The following is a 15,394-nucleotide window of genomic DNA, read 5'->3' as shown; positions in this document are numbered from 1 at the left end:
TTACAGCTCCTCCGGGAGCTTCACCAGCTTGAGGTAGTCGCCCAGGCCGGCGGGCTTCTGAAACACGTGAATAAAGAGAATGGCGTCCTCCCCGCAGCTGCGCCACACCTCGGCGTAGAAGTCGCCCACGGCGTAAAGCGTCAGCTCGCAGCTGTCTTCGCGGCGCTCGGCCAGGCGGTGGCCGTGCCGGGCCAGGTGCTCGGCCTGGCGGCGCTGGTGCAGGTCTTTGAAGGCAGCGAAATTCATTGAAAAAGGTAAACAAGACCGCCAGTTGGCGGCGTCACTACCGGACATCAGCGGCCGGCTGTGCCCTACAAAGTTCGTACTGCTGCCCGGAGTTCCCCTAAGTTCGCGGCATGAACACGTTTCGCTTCCCGCACCCGCTGGTGCTGCTCGTTGGTTTTATTATCCTGGCCGCGGCCCTGAGCTACGTGCTGCCCGCCGGGCGCTTCGAGCGGCAGAAAGACGCGGCTACCGGCCGCGACGTGGTGGTGGCCGGCTCCTACCACCGCGTGCCTGCCACGCCCGTCAGCCCCCTCGACATGGTGGTGGACATTCCCAAGGGCCTGGCCGACGCGGCGGCCGTGGTGTTTCTCATCTTCCTGGCCGGCGGGGCCTTCACGGTGGTCGACCAGACCGGGGCCCTGCGCCACGGCGTCGACTGGCTGCTGGCCCGGGCCCACGGGCGCGAAGTCGTCATTATCCCGCTGGTGAGCCTGCTTTTTGCCACCATGGGCGCCCTCGAAAACATGGGCGAGGAAGTTATTCCGCTGGTGCCGGTGCTGCTGGTGCTGATGCGAAGGCTGGGCTACCCCGCCCTCACGGCTCTGGCCGCCAGCCTGGGCGCGGCCATCGTAGGGGCCGCTTTCAGCCCGATTAACCCCTTTCAGGTAGGCATTGCCCAGAAGCTGGCCCAGCTGCCGCTGCTCTCCGCCGGTGGCTACCGCCTCATCTTTCTGCTGCTGGCCGTAGCCATCTGGATTGCCGGCACCCTGCGCTTTGCCATGCGCCACCGGGTAGCGCCCGACGTGTCGGAGGCCGACGTAGTGGCCGAGCAGCGCGGGGCCGGCCGCCATGGCCTGGTGCTGCTGCTCATGCTGCTCACCTTCGCGTATTTCGCCTACGGCGTGCTGGCCCTGGGCTGGGACTTCGAGCAGATGGCGGCCCTGTTCTTCGTGCTGGGCGTAGCGGCCGGCCTGGTAGGCGGCCTGGGCTTGAGCGGCACCGCCGACGGCTTCGTGGCCGGCTTCCGCGACATTGCCTTTTCGGCCATTCTGGTGGGCTTTGCCCGCGCCATCTTCGTGGTGCTGGAGCAGGGCAACATCGTCGACACCATCGTGCACGGCCTCTCGGCCCCGCTGGCCCAGCTGCCCGTGGCCGTGTCGGCCCTGGGCATGATGGCCGTGCAAACCGCCCTGCACCTGCCCGTGCCCAGCGTAAGCGGGCAGGCCACCCTCACCATGCCCCTGCTCACGCCCCTGTCCGACCTCATCGGCCTGTCGCGGCAGGTTACGGTGCTGGCCTTCCAGTACGGGGCCGGCCTCTGCGAGCTCATCACCCCCACCAACGGCGCCCTTATGGCCATGCTGGCCGCCTGCGGCGTCCGCTTCGACCAGTGGCTGAAGTTTGTGGGGCCACTTTACCTCATGCTGCTGGGCTTAGGTGTAGTGAGCGTCATTATTGGAGTTTACGTCCTATAGCGCAAGGTTTCGCGAGGTTAAAAGAGGTTTCGCCAGGTTGCTTCCCGGAGTTTTTCCGTTTGAAATAACCTTGCGAAACCTCGCGCTCCTAGCCGAGCCGCAGCTCATCGGCCTGGAAGATGCGCGGCAGCTTACGCTTGTGCTGCACAATCTGGTAGGAGGCTTTGTCGGTGGTTTCGTCCCAAAACACGTCCGACACCGTACCGAAAAAGCGGTAGCGGCCGGGCTCGGGCGTAATTTCCTCTACCTCGTCGCCAAAGCTGAAGGGCGGGCGCTGGTGGTACAACTCCTTGAACAGCTCGGGCCGCACCAGAAACTGCTGCTCGTCGTAGCGAATGGTAATCCACTCGCCTTCTTCATCCTCACTGATTTTCTCGAACACCTTGCCCAACGGCTCCAGCAGCTCAAATGCCCGCCGGTTGGCCGGGTGAATGTAGCGGTAGCCGTAGTCGGGCGACCAGCCGTAAAGTCCAAATACCAGGGGGCGGGGACGACGCATATTTTCAATCAGCAATGAGCAATAATCAGTGAACAATGAGCAGTTATCAGTGAGCAATTAACAGCCCGAACGGCCAAATAGCTCCTCAAAGGCCAAATTGTTCATTGCTCATTGTTCATTGCTCATTGTTCATTGCTCATTGTTCATTGCCTGCCGCGCATGCGCCAGCAGCCGGTCGCGGTGTACGGGCCCGTCGTGCATGGCCTCGAAGGAGATGCGCTGGGTTTGGCCATTGGTGCGGGTCAGCACCAGGTCGGCCGCCCCGGCTGGTTCCACCGACACCACCTCGGCCCACTGAAACTGAAACATCCGGCCCAGTGGGTGCAGCCGGCCGCTAAAACCACCCTCGTGCAGGTGGAGGTGGCGCCGCTCGGTAAGCTTTGCCAGGCTGAAAGCCAGCACTACAAAAAAAACGGCCATTGCCCAGTACAGGTAAGGCAGCACGTGAAACGTATGGGTGCCCCGGGCCAGGTTGGCCTCGTGGTGGCGGTGCCAGATGTGGTAGCCCTCAATACCCAGAATACCGGCGGCGGCCAGCTCCAGCCAGGCCACCCGCTCGTGGTGATGGGGGTTGTGGCGCAGCTGGCGCAGCTCGCGCACCATAAGGATGAGGTAAGCCGCGCCCACCACAAACTCCGCCGCCATCAGCCAGGTGAATGGCTCCCCGCCCAGCACCGCCAGGCCGCTGCTGATCAGCACGGCGGCCGGGGCCAGGTGGCTTAGCGACTTGCCCCGCTGCCGCCGGCCGTGCCGGCGATGGTAGAGCTTGATGCGCCCGGAGGCTGGAGCAGACGTATTGGCGGTGTTCATGCCCTGAAATAAGGGGATAATGCCCACACCGGAGCTACGGATAGCTCAGCGTGGGCAGCTGGGTGAAGGCCCGCACTTCGGTGTAGTGCCACGCTCCCCGGTAGCGGCAGCCCAGCAGGGCGGCCCCACGGAAAGTCCGGGGCGGCTGCCGGGGCGGGGCGGTCTTGGCTAGCAGGTCGGGCCCAGGCGGGCGGGTGCTTATCAGGTTGAACACGACCGCGTAGCCTTTCCCGCCAGCCGCGCCCCCCGGCGGCAGCGCCGCGACGGAGGCCGGCCCCAGCGCGTAGCCCTGGCCGCGCAGCCACAGGCTGTCGGGCGCCGGCAGCCCCTGCTTGCTGCGCAGCCGCAGCTGGTAGCGCACCCCCGTGTAGTGCGCCGGCCCACCGGCCCAGGGCTGGGCGGTGGCCTGGTCAATCAGGTAGCGCTGTGCCCGCAGCGGGGCCGCTGCCAGCAGCACTACTGCCAGTCCTAAAAGCAAGATTCGCACCCTCATACACCGGAGCTGAAGCCGCAAGTACGAACGGAAGCAGCGGGAAAGCAAAGCTGCGGCGCCCGCCCTGAGCCGGCCCGGGCGGGCGGCCACAACCCTGAGCGGTAATGTTGAGTTTACTGGAGCTGAGCACTGTCGTTTGGATGCTCACTTGTTCGTTTTCTTCATGCCTGCCTCCTCACCTTCTTCCAAAGCCCGGGCGACAAAGCCCACCCTTCCTTCCCGCAAAGCCCGCCCTTCGACACCAGCCGCGCCGCAGCCCGGCATGGGCGCCGTGCCCCACGCGGCCGGCACCACCTTCCGGGTGTGGGCGCCCCACGCCGAGGCGGTGGCCGTCATCGGCAGCTTCAACGACTGGAACGCCGACGCTCACCCCCTGCAGCCCGAAGCCAATGGCTACTGGGCCGCCGATGTGCCCACGGCCAAAGCCGGCCACGAGTACAAGTTCCGGCTGCAGGCCCAGGGCCGCTCATTCGACAAAAACGACCCCTACGCCCGGCAGGTCACCAACTCAGCCGGGGCCTCGGTGGTGCCGGACTTGTCCTTTGACTGGGGGGATGACCAGTTTCAGATGCCGACCTGGAACGAGCTGGTGGTGTACGAGCTGCACGTGGGCACCTTTCACGCGCCGCAGCCCGGGCAGGTGGGCACCTTTCTGGATGTGGTGGAAAAGCTGCCCTACCTGCGCGATTTGGGCATCAACTGCATCGAGCTGCTGCCGGCCACCGAGTTTCCGGGCAGCCGCTCCTGGGGCTACAACCCCTCCTTCCCCTTCGCTCTGGAAAGCGACTACGGCGGGCCCCAGGCCTTCAAGACCCTGGTGCGCGAAGCCCACCGCCACGGCATCGCCGTGGTGCTCGACGTGGTGTACAACCACTTCGGGCCCGGCGACCTCGACCTCTGGCAGTTTGATGGCTGGAGCGAAAACGACGGCGGCGGCATCTACTTCTACAACGACTGGCGGGCCGAAACGCCCTGGGGCCACAACCGACCCGACTACGGCCGCCCCGAGGTGCGGCAGTACATCCGCGACAACGCTCTGATGTGGCTGCAGGACTACCGCGTGGATGGCCTGCGCATGGACGCCATTGCCTTCGTGCGGAACGTGCACGGCGAAGACGACCCCGGCGCCGACCTGCCCGATGGCTGGAGCCTGATGCGCTGGGTGAACGAGGAAATCGATGCCACCATGCCCTGGAAAATCACCATCGCCGAAGACCTGCGCGGCAATGCCGCCATCACCGAAGCCGTGGCCAACGGCGGGCAGGGCTTCAACACGCAATGGGACGCGGCCTTTGTGTACCCCGTCCGCGAAGCCCTGGCCGCCCATGACGATGCCCACCGCGACCTGCACGCCGTGGCCGCCGCCATTGCCCAGCGCTACAACGACGACGCCTTCCGCCGCGTCATCTACACCGAAAGCCACGACGAGGTGGCCAACGGCAAAAGCCGCGTGCCCGAGGAAATCATGCCCGGCGCGGCCGACCACTACTACGCCAAAAAGCGCGCTACCCTGGGCACCGCCCTGGTGCTCACTGCCCCGGGCATTCCCATGCTGTTTCAGGGCCAGGAGTTTCTGTCGCACGGCTTTTTCAACGACACCGAAGCCCTGAACTGGGCCCTGACCGAAGCCCACCCGGGCCTGCTGCACCTGCACCGCGACCTCATCAGCCTGCGCCGCAACCTCGGCGGCCACACCCGCGGCCTGAGCGGGCAGCACTGCCAGGTGTTTCATGTAAATAATGAGGCCAAGGTGCTGGCTTTCGCCCGCTGGGCCGACGGCGAGGGCGGCCTCCAGGACACGACCATCGTGCTGGCCAACTTCGCCCAGCAGGCCCACGAGGGCTACACCATCGGCCTGCCCGCCCCCGGCACCTGGCAGGTGCGCTTCAACTCCGACTGGCGCGGCTACGACGAGGCCTTTCACGACTTCGAAAGCTTCGGCACCGAAGCCAGCGAGGGCGAGCTCGACGGATTCGCCTGGCACGGCAGCATTGCCCTGGCGCCCTATGCCGTGCTGGTGCTTAGTTGGGAAGGGTAAGGCTGGTTATTACTGCGCCATCCATCAAAGGGCTACTTTTCTGCCAGGCAGCATGCCCCTGGTTGTTGTGTAGCCACAATTTATTAGTCTACCGAGATGCGCAGCATTTTTATTTACTTAAAAACCACTACTGCGGACGAGCTAGACCTGTTTCTGAACAGTTATTTCGCACAGTCCCCGCCAAAAAGTGCTCCGGGGGCTTATCGGTGGTTTTGGGAGACTGATGGCGCCCCGGTGCTCTATATCGACTTCTACAATGAATACGACGCAGAGTTGGAGCCAGAGACAAAGGAGGCGCTGTACCACGCTCTGGGCGGCCCCCCAACGACTAGCCTAAGTGCTGATGTTTCGGGACGCCACCCAGGAGACCAGGAGGTAAGAAGCTTCATTCACCTGGTTCTATCCTCATTCGAGGGGCTCGCCCAGGATGACTACACGGATAGTTTCTGGACCTTATTGGAAATTGAGCAAGGCCATTGCCACCTGGGCCACCCCTTTTTTGATTACCAGGGGTGGTACGAAGACGACAAGCGAAGAACCGCCGGCTGACCACCCTTCCGCCGGCTAATGCGCAAACAGTGCTTTGGACCGGAGCCGTAGCGCCTATATTGCGCGGCATTCTTACGCTTCTTTTTGCCCTATGCAGCCCCAAGCTCATCCCACCGAAACCCTGCTCCCCGATGTTTTTCTGATTGAGTCTGCCTGGGAAGTCTGCAATCAGGTGGGCGGCATCTACACCGTTATCCGCTCCAAGGTGCCGGCCACCATGCCGGCCTGGGGCGAGCGGTACTGCCTGCTGGGCCCCTACTTCCCCAACCAGGCCCAGGGCGAGTTTGAGCCGCTCGACGAGCTGGAAGTGCACACCGGCTCCGACCCCTACACCTCGGCCGTGCGGGCCATGCGGGCCCAGGGCTACGACGTGTGCATCGGCACCTGGCTGGTAACGGGCCGCCCCCGGGTGGTGCTCATCAACCCCTTTCAGGTGTACGGGCAGCTGGCCCAGCTGAAAACCAACCTCTGGCAGCGCCACGGCATTCCGGCGCCCGACCACGACGACCTGCTGCACCAGGTAATTGCCTTTGGCCACCTCTCCAAGATTTTTATGCAGCACGTGGCGGCCCACGTGCCCGCCGGCAAGCGCCTGCTGGCCCACTTCCACGAGTGGATGACCGGCGTGGCCATTCCCGACCTGCGCCGCGAGCGGGTGCCGGCCCACATTGTGTTTACCACCCACGCCACGCTACTGGGCCGCTACCTGGCCATGAACGACCCCGACTTCTACGACCACCTCATGCGGGTGGACTGGCAGGCCGAGGCCCGGCACTTCAACATCGAGCCAGCCGTGCAGATGGAGCGGGCCGCCGCCCACGGCTCCCACGTGTTCACCACCGTGAGCGAGCTGACGGTGCGCGAGTGCATCTACCTGCTGGATAGAATGCCCGACGCTGTGCTGCCCAACGGCCTCAACATCGAGCGGTTTGTGGCCCTGCACGAGTTCCAGAACCTGCACCAGCAGTACAAGTCCAAGATTCATGAGTTCGTGATGGCTCACTTTTTCCAGTCGTACTCCTTCGACCTGGACAAAACCCTGTACCTGTTCACCTCGGGCCGCTACGAGTACCACAACAAGGGCTTCGACCTGACCCTGGAAGCCCTGGCCCGCCTCAACCACCGCATTCAGGCCAGCGGCATGGACGGGCAGGTAGTGATGTTTTTCATCACCAAACGGCCCTACACCAGCATCAACCCCCAGGTGCTGGAGCGCCGCGCCCTGCTCGATGAGGTGCGCGACACCTGCCGGGCCATCGAGCAGCAGGTGGGCGAGCGCCTGTTCTACGCCGCCGCCGCCAGCCAGGACCACAAGCTGCCTGAGCTGGGCGAAATGGTGGACGACTACTGGAAGCTGCGCTACCGCCGCCAGCTGCAAAGCTGGAAAACCAACGTGCTGCCGCCCGTCATTACCCACAACCTGGGGGACGACCGCACCGACGACATCCTCAACTTCATGCGCCGGGCCCAGCTGCTCAACCACCGCCACGACCGGGTGAAAATGGTGTACCACCCCGACTTCGTGTCGCCCTCCTCGCCCCTGCTGGGCATGGAGTACGGGCAGTTTGTGCGGGGCTGCCACCTGGGCGTGTTCCCCAGCTACTACGAGCCCTGGGGCTATACCCCGCTCGAATGCGTGGCCCGCGGCGTGCCCGCCATCACCAGCGACCTGTCGGGCTTTGGCGACTACGTGCTGCAAACCATTCCCGAGCCCGAGCAGAAAGGCATCTTCGTGGTGCGCCGCCAGGAAAAAACCTTCCACGAAGCCGCCGAAGAGCTCTGCGACATGCTCTGGAACTTTGTGCAGCTCAACCGCCGCGAGCGCATCATGCAGCGCAACGCCGTGGAAAGCTCCGCCGAGCTTTTCGACTGGAAAAACCTGCGCGTGCACTACGACCACGCCTACGGGCTGGCCCTGGAGCGGCAGTAAGAACAGCCTCTGCGCTTTTCTTCTGCGCCTTCTGCGGGAAAGTCGCCAGATGATTTTTCACCGCAGAGGGCGCAGAAGCTTCGCAGAGGAAAACGCAGATGACCGTTCAGGAGATGAAAACCCTGCCTCTTATCATCTTTTTTATACTCCTGGCCTCTTACACCCAAGGGCAGGTATGTACGCATCCGGACCTCTCCAACACCCTGGTTTTTAAAACGACGCTGCGGCGCCTGAAGCAACCGGATGGTACGCTCGACTCCTGCATCATCAGGCTGGCGATAAGCAACAAGTTGAATCAGAAGCCTATCCAAACCATCAGCTTCAGCTCCAACTTTCTTTTTGCCAGCGCCTTCCGGCAGTGCCGTGCGGTGCGCTCCTACCTCACCGGTAAAAACCAGGACGCCCCGGTAGTGGACAATGACTACGGCGACCTGATAGTGGCGGACTTTAACTTCGATGGCCGCGAAGACGTGGCTGTCAAGAACGACTCCGGGGGCAACGGCGGCCCGCAGTACAGTTATTACCTCCAAACGAGCAGCGGTAAGTTTATTCTGAACAAGTTCTTAACCAATGAAATGCAGTTTTTTCCCTGCAGCATCAATAAGACCAGGCGCACGCTTACCACCCAAGTGCATGCGGGGGTCAACGGCCTGGGAGAAACGGTTTTTCGGCTCGATGGCGCGACCCAGCAATGGCGGGTGGTCAGTCGTCGTGTCTTACCAGTAAACGCCCCACAATGAACTCCCGCGCTCTATTTTTTGCCGCCCCGCTCTTACTGGCGGGCTCAGCCCTGGCCCACGAGTTCTGGCTGGAGCCGCCGCGCTTTCAGCTCAAGCCCGGCGAAACCGTTAGCCTCAAGCTGCTGGTGGGCGAAAGCTTCACGGGCAAGCCCTGGACTACCAAGGCCAGCAAGGTGCTGCGCCTGGTGCGCTACGGCCCCGCCGACTCTACCGACCTGACGCCCTTAAACCCCAGCGAAACCGACACCCTGCGCACGGCTGTGCAGTTTACCCAGCCCGGCACCCACCTGCTGGCCCTGAGCAGCACCGACTCTTTTATTGAGCTTACCGGCGAGCAGTTCACGGCCTACCTGCGCGAGGAAGGCCTGGACTTCGTGCTTAGGCAGCGGCAGCAGCGCGGCGAGCAGGGCAAAGCGGCACGCGAAACCTACCGCCGCCGGGCCAAGGCCCTGGTGCAGGTGGGCGACCCCAGCGCGGTGCCCGCCGCCCAGGACAGCGCCTGCCTGCGCGCCCTGGGCCTGCCCCTGGAGCTGATACCCGAGCAGAATCCCTACCGCCTGGCCGCCGGCAAGGCCCTGACTGTGCGGGTGATGCGCAACGGCAAGCCCCTGAAGGGCGCGGCCGTCCACATCTGGCAGCGGCAGGCGGCCGGGCAGCCCACCAGCCATTTTACGACCCATGCCAACCAAAACGGCCGCATCCTGTTACGCTTATCGGGACCCGGGCCTTACCTGCTGGCTACCGTCGACATGGGGCCGGCTCCTGCTTCCCTGCGCTCCCGCGCCGACTGGCAGTCGACCCGGGCCTCGCTAACCTTCGGCGGACCGGTCGTATCTTTCCAGCCTAGTCCTAAAAAACACTAACCCATCACAAACAAAATTTTGGGTTTTTTCTTTACCTTCGCCGCTCTCTTACGTTTCCCTGCCCGCGCTGTATGAAGTACACGATTGATAAAAAAGAAAGCTACACCATCATCACCATTGATGAGAAGAAGCTCGACACGACCGTAGCGCCCGACCTGAAATCGGAGTTCGTGAAGCTCAACGCTGAAGGCATCAACAACCTGATTCTCGACCTTTCCAACGTCAAATACACCGATTCGTCGGGACTCAGCTCCATCCTGATTGCCAACCGCCTGTGCAACTCCACCGGCGGCCTGCTGGTGCTCACCGGCCTGCAAGACCACGTGATGAAGCTCATCACTATCTCCAAGCTGGAGTCGGTACTGCACATTCTGCCCACGGTAGAAGAAGCCATCGACCGCGTGTTTCTGCACGCCATCGAGCGCGACCTGACGGACAAGGAGTAATTTCTCAAGTTGTCAGTTGTTGGTTGTCAGTTGTCAGTTGTTGAAGCTGGCAACTGGCAACCAACTTTTGTTTCTACCCCATTAACCGGCTGACAACTGACAACTATCAACCGACAACTACCTTGAATTTTGAGCTGAAGATTCTGGGCTCGGCCTCGGCTACGCCCACGGTAGGCCGCCACCCCACGGCCCAGGTGCTCACGGTGGGCGCCGCCTGCTACCTGATTGACTGCGGCGAGGGCACGCAGTGGCGTATGCTGGAGCAGCGCATTCGGCCGCAGCAGCTGCGCGCCATCTTCATCTCTCACCTGCACGGCGACCATTACTTTGGGCTTTTTGGGCTGCTGGGCACCATGCACCTGCAGGGCCGCACCCAGCCGCTCTGCCTCATTGGCCCCAGTGGGCTCGATGAAGTGCTGATTGCCCAGGCCCGGGCTTCCCACATGCAGCTGGGCTTTGCGCTGGAGTTTACGGCCGTCGATACCGAGGTGGCAGCTCCGGTGTACGAGGACAACTACCTCAGCGTATCAACGCTGCCCATGCGCCACCGCATTCCCTGCACCGGCTACCTGTTTGCCGAAAAGCCGCGCCGGGCCAACCTCATCAAGGAGAAGCTGCCGGCCGGCCTTAGCCCCGCCCAGCTGGCGCAGCTGGCCCAGGGCCAGGACTTACCCGCCGACGACACCCAGCCCGGCCTGCGCCACGCCGAGGTGTCGGCCCCGCCGCCCCCGCCGCGCAGCTACGCCTTCTGCTCCGATACGCTCTACACCCCCGCCCTGGCCGAGCTCGTACGCGGCGCCGACCTGCTCTACCACGAAGCCACCTTCCTGGATGAGCTGCGTGAGCGGGCCGCCCAAACCCACCACAGCACCGCCCGCCAGGCCGCCCAGCTCGCCGCCGACGCCGGCGTGAAGCGCCTGCTGCTGGGCCACTTCTCCAGCCGCTACAAAACCCTGGAGCCCCTGCTGGAAGAAGCCGGCCAGGTATTCCCCGACGTGGCCCTGGCCCTGGAAGGCCTGGTGGTGAAGGTATAACGCCAATTTTTCGCGGGTGCTCCGCTCCGGAAGCCTGCCGATTTTGTCCTATTAGCCTCCAGCTAAAAGTTGGAGTTACCCCATGACTCCCTTCGCCCGCAAAAAACAGCAGCTTTACCTGGTTCTCAGCGGCATCTTCATCGTGAATGCCCTGCTGGCTGAGATTATCGGCGTCAAGATTTTCTCGGTGGAGAAGACCTTTGGCCTGAGCGGCGACCTCACGGCCGGCGTGCTCATCTGGCCGGTGGTGTTCATCACCACCGACATCATCAACGAGTACTTTGGCAAGGAAGGCGTGCTGCGCATCAGCTACCTCACGGTGGGCCTCATCGCCTACGCCTTCGTGGTGATTTACGGCAGCACCAAGCTGGTGCCGGCCGACTTCTGGCTGGACATCAACAAGACCGATGCCCAGGGCCGGCCCTTCAACATCGAGTTTGCCTACCAGAGCATTTTCCGGCAGGGACTGGGCATCATCATCGGCTCCATCACAGCCTTCCTGATTGGGCAGGTACTCGATGCCAGCGTGTTCCAGTTCCTGCGGCGCCGCACCAGCAACCGCTTTATCTGGCTGCGGGCCACCGGCTCCACGCTCATCTCCCAGCTCGTCGACAGCTTCGTGGTGCTGTTTGTGGCCTTTTACCTGTTTGGCAACTGGTCGTTCGACCAGGTGCTGCACGTGGCCGGCTTCAACTACGGCTATAAATTCGCAGTCGCAATTCTGCTCACGCCGGTGCTCTACCTGGCGCACTACCTCATCGACCGCTACCTGGGCCAGGAGGACTCCGTGGAGTTGCAGCAGGAGGCTACGGCCGATGTGAGCGTGTAGCAGTTAGGTTGTCAGTTGTTCGTTGTCAGTTGTCAGGTCGTTCTGGCAAAGCTGACTCCAGAACATCCCTGACAACTGACAACGAACAACTGACAACTAAAATCCAACTATGTCCCGCATCCTTACCGGCATCCAAAGCACGGGCCGCCCCCACCTGGGCAACCTGCTGGGCGCCATCCTACCGGCCATCGAGCTGTCGAAAAATCCGGCCAACGACACGCTGTTTTTCATTGCCGACCTGCACTCGCTCACCACGGTGCGCGACGCGGCTACGCTGCGGGCGAACACCTACGCCGTGGCCGCCGCCTGGCTGGCTTGCGGCTTCGACACGTCGAAAGGCTTGTTCTACCGGCAGTCCGACGTGCCGCAGGTGACGGAGCTGACCTGGTACCTGAGCTGCTTCACGCCCTTCCCCATGCTGGCCAACGCGCACTCGTTCAAGGACAAGAGCGACCGGCTCTCGGACGTGAACGCGGGCCTGTTTACCTACCCCGTGCTGATGGCGGCCGACATTCTGCTCTACGATGCCGAGTTCGTGCCCGTGGGCAAAGACCAGATTCAGCACCTGGAAATTGCCCGCGACATTGCCGCGGCCTTCAACAACCGCTACGGCGAAACCTTCGTGCTGCCCCAGGCCCGGGTCGACGAGCAGCTGATGACCATTCCCGGTCTCGACGGGCAGAAGATGAGCAAGAGCTACGGCAACATCATCGACGTCTTCGCGCCGGAAAAGGAGCTGCTTAAAACCGTGCGCAGCATCATTTCCGACAGCACCCCGCTGGAAGCGCCCAAGAACCCCGATACCGACGTCACCTTCAAGCTCTATTCCCTGCTGGCCACGCCAGCCGAAACCGAAGAGCTGCGCCGTAACTACCTGGCCGGCGGCTTCGGCTACGGCCACGCCAAAACCGCCCTCTACGAGCTGATACTACGCCGCTTCGCCACCGAGCGGGAGAAATTCAGCTTCTACATGAACAACCTGCCGGAGCTTGACGCCCAGCTGGCCATCGGTGCCCGCCGCGCCCAGGAATACGGCGCCGGCGTGCTGGCCCGCGTGCGGGAAAAGGTGGGCTATGGCGGTTGATGTGCTGATTGTTTGATGTGCTGATGTGCTGATATGACGTGTCATTGCGAGGCGGAGCCGAAGCAATCCGTCCTCTAGCACTCAGTCACGAAATAAACCCGGACATAAAAAAGCCCCAACACCGGTCTTGGCGTTGGGGCTTTTCACATGAGTAGGCTGGTCGCTGAGAACAGGACGGATTGCTTCGCTGCGCTCGCAATGACACATCAGCACATCAGCACATCAAACAATTACATCTGCTGATTTGAGAAGCTGAAGCCCACTTTGCTGGTGCGGCTTACCTGTTGGTTTTCCAGCTTCTGCTTCACGGAAATCTTCTGGATTTCGGTTAGCGGCTGGGCAATGAGGTCGTTATTGACGGCGGCAATCATGGCGCTTTCCACGAAGAGCTTCATGGCTTCTTCGGTCACCACGTTGTCCGACATATCGTTGTTGGGCAGCTCCAGCTGCTGCACGCCTTCGAGGAAGTAGTGGTTTTCGATGTTGACCAGCAGGCGGCCCACCAGGTAGCCGTTGTCGTTGAGGCGCTGGTACTTGATGCTGTCGGCCATGAAGTTGTAGGCCATGATGTGGCCGAAGAAGCGGCGGCGGAAGTCGGCATCCACGTAGCCCGTGGGCATGGGCCCATAGTCGTCGGGGAAAGTGATGATGTTGGAATGCATCACAAACACGAGCAGGTCGCCGGAAAACCGGATGTGGAACTCCATCTCATTCACCGGCCGGTACTCGATTATAACCGAGGCATCGAGGGGGGTGAGCTTGCGGCTGAGCTCCAGCACCAACTCCTGCGACACCAGGCGCAGGCAGTCGAACGCGCCCTGGGTGTTGCGGAAAATGGCCTGCTTGGCCGTCGACTTCTGCTTCAGCCCCTCAAAAATCTGGTTCAGCCGGTCGGGGGGCGGGGGAATGGGCGAGCCCGGTTCGGCCATGGGCTCGTTGTTGGTGGCCGTAGCCCCGCTGTGCTCCGACTCCGGGAGCGGGACAGCCTCCGCCACGGCCGGGGCTTTCTTCCGGGACTTCTTTGCTACCGGGGCAGCGCTTTCGGCAGCAGCCTCCGTCGGCGGTGCGGCCGGGGCTTCGGTGGGTTTCTTAGGGGCAGTCTTGGCCATGAACAAGGAAAGTCAGAACAGATGAACGGAAGCCGCCCGCCTTCCGGGGCGTGGCGGCAAGGTCTTTTAGCACTTACGATACTTCCTCCCGCGAAAGTTTTCCCAGGAGCGGGGGCGCGGGCAGGCCCCCTACCCTCGCCCATCCCGTCGCGTGAAACGCGACCGTGCGCAAGCCGCCCCGCCCGAAGCCTGCCGCCGGGGGCAGCAGCATCGGCTGGGCCGAGGGGTGGCCAAGCGCCTCTCCCACCGAGCGCACGGCCCCGGCGGGTACGCTGCGGCGCTGCAGGTCTTCCAGCAATGCGGCGCCGCTGACCTCAACCAGCCGCTGCTGCAGCATTTCTTCCAGCTCCTGCCGGTGCTGCACCCGGGCGGCATTGGTTTGAAACCGGCGGTCAGTGGCCCAGTCCTCCCGCTGCAGGGCGGCGCAGAGCTGCTGAAACTGCCCATCGGAGCCCACGGCCAGCACCAGGCGCTGCCCGTCGGCGGCGGTGTACACGGTGCCGTAGGGTACGATGCTGGGGTGGCCCGAGCCCAGGGGCTGGGGGTCGTGGCCGGTTACCAGAAACGTAGCGCCCTGGTTGGCCAGGGCCGACAGGGCGCTTTCCAGCAGGCTTACCTGCACCAGGGTGCCCTGCCCGGTACGCTCCCGCTGGTAGAGGGCCGTGAGCAGGCCCTGCTTGAGCTGGTGGGCCGCCAGCAGGTCGACCATGGCCACCGGCATTTTCTGGGGTGGCTGGCCGGGGCCGGCGGCGTTGAGGTGCATGAAGCCGGCTTCGGCCTGCAGCACGGCATCGTAGCCGGCGCGGTTTATGTCGGGGCCGTAGCCGGTGAGGTGGCCGTAAATCAGGCGCGGATTGTGGGCCGACAGCGTGGCGTAGTCGGCCCCCAGCTTTTCGGCGTCGCCGGGCTTGTAGCTGGCCAGCACGATGTCGGCCGCGGTGGCCAGGCGCAGCAGCTCGGCGCGGTCCGCGGGCTCGGTCAGCTTCAGCACGCCTGCCTGCTTGCCCCAGTTGGAAGCGGCGAAGTAGGCCGACACGTCGGTATCGGTCGGCTCGTGGCTGGTTTTCCAGCTGCGGGTGACGTCGCCGGCCGGGCTTTCAATTTTCAGGACGTCGGCACCCAGCTCGGCGAAAAACTGGCCTACCTGGGGACCGGCCAGCACGGAGGCTAGCTCGATGATGCGCAGGCCGGTGAAGGGCAGATTGTAATTCATACTACGAATATCAGCGCCCTGTCGAGGGCAGAACGAAACTCCCCTCCTTACCAAGGA

Annotated in this window: 16 protein-coding genes; 10 read left to right on the top strand and 6 right to left on the bottom strand. The window is 63.1% G+C overall.

Annotated features, from left to right (window positions below; genetic code table 11):
- Complete coding sequence (locus tag ABD919_RS17665) at positions 1 to 246, bottom strand: hypothetical protein (protein WP_345237374.1); 246 nt, start codon at positions 244 to 246, stop codon at positions 1 to 3.
- 110 nt (positions 247 to 356) lie between these two features.
- Here ABD919_RS17665 and ABD919_RS17660 point away from each other — a divergent pair, with 110 nt between their 5' ends.
- A complete protein-coding gene (locus ABD919_RS17660) occupies positions 357 to 1,700 on the top strand; it encodes a YfcC family protein (protein WP_345237373.1) in 1,344 nt (447 codons plus the stop codon).
- A gap of 88 nt (positions 1,701 to 1,788) precedes the next feature.
- On the opposite strand, the gene ABD919_RS17655 is transcribed toward ABD919_RS17660, so the two are convergent.
- The 3 genes from ABD919_RS17655 to ABD919_RS17645 all read right to left on the bottom strand — a co-directional run bounded on the left by ABD919_RS17655 (position 1,789) and on the right by ABD919_RS17645 (position 3,502).
- Positions 1,789 to 2,199 carry a DUF6960 family protein gene (locus ABD919_RS17655; protein WP_345237372.1) on the bottom strand — a complete coding sequence of 137 codons (411 nt, stop codon included), beginning with the start codon at positions 2,197 to 2,199 and terminating at the stop codon, positions 1,789 to 1,791.
- A 129-nt stretch (positions 2,200 to 2,328) separates the two neighbouring features.
- Positions 2,329 to 3,009 carry a hypothetical protein gene (locus ABD919_RS17650; RefSeq protein ID WP_345237371.1) on the bottom strand — a complete coding sequence of 227 codons (681 nt, stop codon included), beginning with the start codon at positions 3,007 to 3,009 and terminating at the stop codon, positions 2,329 to 2,331.
- Positions 3,010 to 3,043: 34 nt separating this feature from the next.
- On the bottom strand, positions 3,044 to 3,502 hold the full coding sequence (locus ABD919_RS17645; protein ID WP_345237370.1) for a hypothetical protein: 459 nt from the start codon (positions 3,500 to 3,502) through the stop codon (positions 3,044 to 3,046).
- A gap of 163 nt (positions 3,503 to 3,665) precedes the next feature.
- Here ABD919_RS17645 and ABD919_RS17640 point away from each other — a divergent pair, with 163 nt between their 5' ends.
- The 9 genes from ABD919_RS17640 to trpS all read left to right on the top strand — a co-directional run bounded on the left by ABD919_RS17640 (position 3,666) and on the right by trpS (position 13,015).
- Positions 3,666 to 5,540: an alpha-amylase family glycosyl hydrolase gene (locus tag ABD919_RS17640; protein ID WP_345237369.1), complete on the top strand. Its 1,875-nt coding sequence runs from the start codon at positions 3,666 to 3,668 to the stop codon at positions 5,538 to 5,540.
- A 96-nt stretch (positions 5,541 to 5,636) separates the two neighbouring features.
- Complete coding sequence (locus tag ABD919_RS17635) at positions 5,637 to 6,089, top strand: hypothetical protein (RefSeq protein ID WP_345237368.1); 453 nt, start codon at positions 5,637 to 5,639, stop codon at positions 6,087 to 6,089.
- A 91-nt stretch (positions 6,090 to 6,180) separates the two neighbouring features.
- On the top strand, positions 6,181 to 8,019 hold the full coding sequence (locus ABD919_RS17630) for a glycosyltransferase (protein WP_345237367.1): 1,839 nt from the start codon (positions 6,181 to 6,183) through the stop codon (positions 8,017 to 8,019).
- Positions 8,020 to 8,132: 113 nt separating this feature from the next.
- On the top strand, positions 8,133 to 8,759 hold the full coding sequence (locus ABD919_RS17625) for an FG-GAP repeat protein (protein ID WP_345237366.1): 627 nt from the start codon (positions 8,133 to 8,135) through the stop codon (positions 8,757 to 8,759).
- Positions 8,756 to 9,622: a DUF4198 domain-containing protein gene (locus ABD919_RS17620; RefSeq protein ID WP_345237365.1), complete on the top strand. Its 867-nt coding sequence runs from the start codon at positions 8,756 to 8,758 to the stop codon at positions 9,620 to 9,622. The genes ABD919_RS17625 and ABD919_RS17620 overlap by 4 nt, the downstream gene beginning before the upstream one ends.
- A 71-nt stretch (positions 9,623 to 9,693) precedes the next feature.
- Positions 9,694 to 10,068: an STAS domain-containing protein gene (locus tag ABD919_RS17615; RefSeq protein WP_345237364.1), complete on the top strand. Its 375-nt coding sequence runs from the start codon at positions 9,694 to 9,696 to the stop codon at positions 10,066 to 10,068.
- A 122-nt stretch (positions 10,069 to 10,190) separates the two neighbouring features.
- A complete protein-coding gene (locus ABD919_RS17610; RefSeq protein ID WP_345237363.1) occupies positions 10,191 to 11,102 on the top strand; it encodes a ribonuclease Z in 912 nt (303 codons plus the stop codon).
- An 82-nt stretch (positions 11,103 to 11,184) separates the two neighbouring features.
- Positions 11,185 to 11,931 (top strand): queuosine precursor transporter, encoded by a 747-nt coding sequence (locus tag ABD919_RS17605; protein WP_345237362.1) that lies wholly within the window; start codon positions 11,185 to 11,187, stop codon positions 11,929 to 11,931.
- A 109-nt stretch (positions 11,932 to 12,040) separates the two neighbouring features.
- Entirely contained in the window at positions 12,041 to 13,015 is a 975-nt protein-coding gene (gene trpS, locus ABD919_RS17600) for a tryptophan--tRNA ligase (protein WP_345237361.1), read from the top strand.
- Positions 13,016 to 13,245: 230 nt separating this feature from the next.
- Here trpS and ABD919_RS17595 read toward each other — a convergent pair whose 3' ends face one another.
- Together ABD919_RS17595 and ABD919_RS17590 are read right to left on the bottom strand one after the other, a co-directional pair.
- Positions 13,246 to 14,124 (bottom strand): hypothetical protein, encoded by an 879-nt coding sequence (locus ABD919_RS17595; protein WP_345237360.1) that lies wholly within the window; start codon positions 14,122 to 14,124, stop codon positions 13,246 to 13,248.
- 73 nt (positions 14,125 to 14,197) lie between these two features.
- Entirely contained in the window at positions 14,198 to 15,337 is a 1,140-nt protein-coding gene (locus ABD919_RS17590) for a CaiB/BaiF CoA transferase family protein (RefSeq protein ID WP_345237359.1), read from the bottom strand.
- Between the last annotated feature and the right edge of the window lie 57 nt (positions 15,338 to 15,394).

The sequence above is a fragment of the Hymenobacter saemangeumensis genome, assembly GCF_039541835.1.
GTDB lineage: Bacteria > Bacteroidota > Bacteroidia > Cytophagales > Hymenobacteraceae > Hymenobacter > Hymenobacter saemangeumensis.
This window is presented reverse-complemented; position numbering and strand designations above follow the sequence as displayed.

Coding starts and splice junctions, on each gene's coding strand:
- ABD919_RS17660 (WP_345237373.1), top strand. CDS start 357: ATGAACACGTTTCGCTTCCCGCACCCGCTGGTGCTGCTCGTTGGTTTT.
- ABD919_RS17615 (WP_345237364.1), top strand. CDS start 9,694: ATGAAGTACACGATTGATAAAAAAGAAAGCTACACCATCATCACCATT.
- ABD919_RS17595 (WP_345237360.1), bottom strand. CDS start 14,124: ATGGCCAAGACTGCCCCTAAGAAACCCACCGAAGCCCCGGCCGCACCG.
- ABD919_RS17635 (WP_345237368.1), top strand. CDS start 5,637: ATGCGCAGCATTTTTATTTACTTAAAAACCACTACTGCGGACGAGCTA.
- ABD919_RS17645 (WP_345237370.1), bottom strand. CDS start 3,502: ATGAGGGTGCGAATCTTGCTTTTAGGACTGGCAGTAGTGCTGCTGGCA.
- ABD919_RS17650 (WP_345237371.1), bottom strand. CDS start 3,009: ATGAACACCGCCAATACGTCTGCTCCAGCCTCCGGGCGCATCAAGCTC.
- ABD919_RS17590 (WP_345237359.1), bottom strand. CDS start 15,337: ATGAATTACAATCTGCCCTTCACCGGCCTGCGCATCATCGAGCTAGCC.
- ABD919_RS17630 (WP_345237367.1), top strand. CDS start 6,181: ATGCAGCCCCAAGCTCATCCCACCGAAACCCTGCTCCCCGATGTTTTT.
- ABD919_RS17665 (WP_345237374.1), bottom strand. CDS start 246: ATGAATTTCGCTGCCTTCAAAGACCTGCACCAGCGCCGCCAGGCCGAG.
- ABD919_RS17625 (WP_345237366.1), top strand. CDS start 8,133: ATGAAAACCCTGCCTCTTATCATCTTTTTTATACTCCTGGCCTCTTAC.
- ABD919_RS17620 (WP_345237365.1), top strand. CDS start 8,756: ATGAACTCCCGCGCTCTATTTTTTGCCGCCCCGCTCTTACTGGCGGGC.
- ABD919_RS17605 (WP_345237362.1), top strand. CDS start 11,185: ATGACTCCCTTCGCCCGCAAAAAACAGCAGCTTTACCTGGTTCTCAGC.
- ABD919_RS17655 (WP_345237372.1), bottom strand. CDS start 2,199: ATGCGTCGTCCCCGCCCCCTGGTATTTGGACTTTACGGCTGGTCGCCC.
- ABD919_RS17640 (WP_345237369.1), top strand. CDS start 3,666: ATGCCTGCCTCCTCACCTTCTTCCAAAGCCCGGGCGACAAAGCCCACC.
- trpS (WP_345237361.1), top strand. CDS start 12,041: ATGTCCCGCATCCTTACCGGCATCCAAAGCACGGGCCGCCCCCACCTG.